Origin of the sequence: Lacihabitans soyangensis, from assembly GCF_024343775.1 — a bacterium.
In the GTDB taxonomy this organism is placed as follows: domain Bacteria; phylum Bacteroidota; class Bacteroidia; order Cytophagales; family Spirosomataceae; genus Leadbetterella; species Leadbetterella soyangensis.
Map to the genome: position 1 here is coordinate 1 of NZ_RJUF01000131.1, position 1,574 is coordinate 1,574.

General features: G+C 35.6%; 1 protein-coding gene. It reads left to right on the top strand.

The window, feature by feature from the left end; translation table 11 throughout:
- Positions 1 to 1,574, top strand: a 1,574-nt coding sequence (locus EGI31_RS14960) for a hypothetical protein (RefSeq protein ID WP_255037981.1), incomplete at both ends; no start/stop codon positions are given.

The window sequence follows — 1,574 nt, forward strand, 5'->3', positions numbered from 1 at the left end:
ATAATGGTTATCTCGATATCCAAGAAAAATACCATAGTTCACCAGTAATAACTTCAGATCTTTATAATAACAGTATTTGTAAAACTTTCAGTGGAAACCTTTCAGTTTCAAATTGCAATGATTTTATAGAGTGGTCTAATGGAGGCTCGACAAGCACAATTGAAATCACACCATCAACAAGCCAGCCTTACTCAGTAAAATGTTTTGACAAATATTGCATAAACGCTACAGTAGAGCCCATAGAAATTGTAGTTTATGACAAATTAGATGCTCCAAAATTAGAGTCCAGCAAAGATGAAGAACCCTATTGTGCTACTAATGAGGCTATTTTGACGAATATAGAAAGTTGCCCGGGAATTATCGAATGGCTTATAGATAATGATTCATGGAAGGCTTTAGATGGCAATTCAAAAACGAATAAAATTTATGTGCCAAACATAAATCAAAATACTACCCATACCTATGCTACGCGTTGCAAATTAAATACTTGTTACAGTGAGGCTTCCAATTTGATTACTTTAAACTTATTGAAGAGCCCTAAAAAACCAAAAGTAGTAGCTACCCCAAGTGACTATACAGTGTGTCAAACCAAATGGCTTAATGCTTCTGAATGTACAGACGGTAATTACCTTTGGTATAAGAACGACAACTTGATAGCAAACCAAAATTGGCAAGAAGTAGTGAACCAAGAGGGCAAGTATAAATACAATGTAAAATGTGTTGATGCCAACACTGGGTGTGAAAGCGAATTTTATGGTGATATTTATTTTAATATAGAAAGGTGTCACTGTGCTCCAAATCCAACTGTGATTGATGATTTTTCACATAAAGACAAAGCAATAAAAGAAGATGAGAGTTTTACCTTAGTTGCAAGGGCGTGTTCAAGTGGTGAAGTACACTGGTACAATAGCTATGGCGAAATCGCTGTTGGAAGTCAATTGAATCGCTCAGAGAAGGCTGGTACATATACCTATGCCCTGAAGTGTATAAATAGCGATGGCTGTGAAAGTTCGATTACTTACACCCAGTCTATCACTGTTTTGGACCGATGTGCAAATGAATTTAGGCCTTCAATTCCTGTTTATGAAAACGCTATACCCGCCGCCCAAACTACTGAGCAAGATATCCAAATATTAATGGGATGCGAAAGCGGCTCCACAATTTATTGGTATGATAGTAATAAGGATGAAGTACAAAATGGAGGAATTTTTACTATTTCAAGTATACCTGCAAATCGGGATAGAGATATTTATATTTATACCCGATGTAAAAATGCATCAGGTTGTTTCAGTGATTTTAAAATAGACGGATTTAGAATAAATAGTTCAGATGGTGGTACCAATCTATGTGATAAAACTTTAGCACCAGTATCTCTTTTTGGAGTTTCATATATAGACGCATTAAAAAACAGGGTAATCTCCCTTAGTTGGGACTATCAACAATGTGCTCCAGAAGGGTTAAAGATTGAAGGTTCGGATGATAATAATATTTGGCATATGATAGGACAAATCCAAGGTTTAAATAAATCCATAGAAGGACTTAATCGTGTCAACAATAATTATTTTGATCCGGGA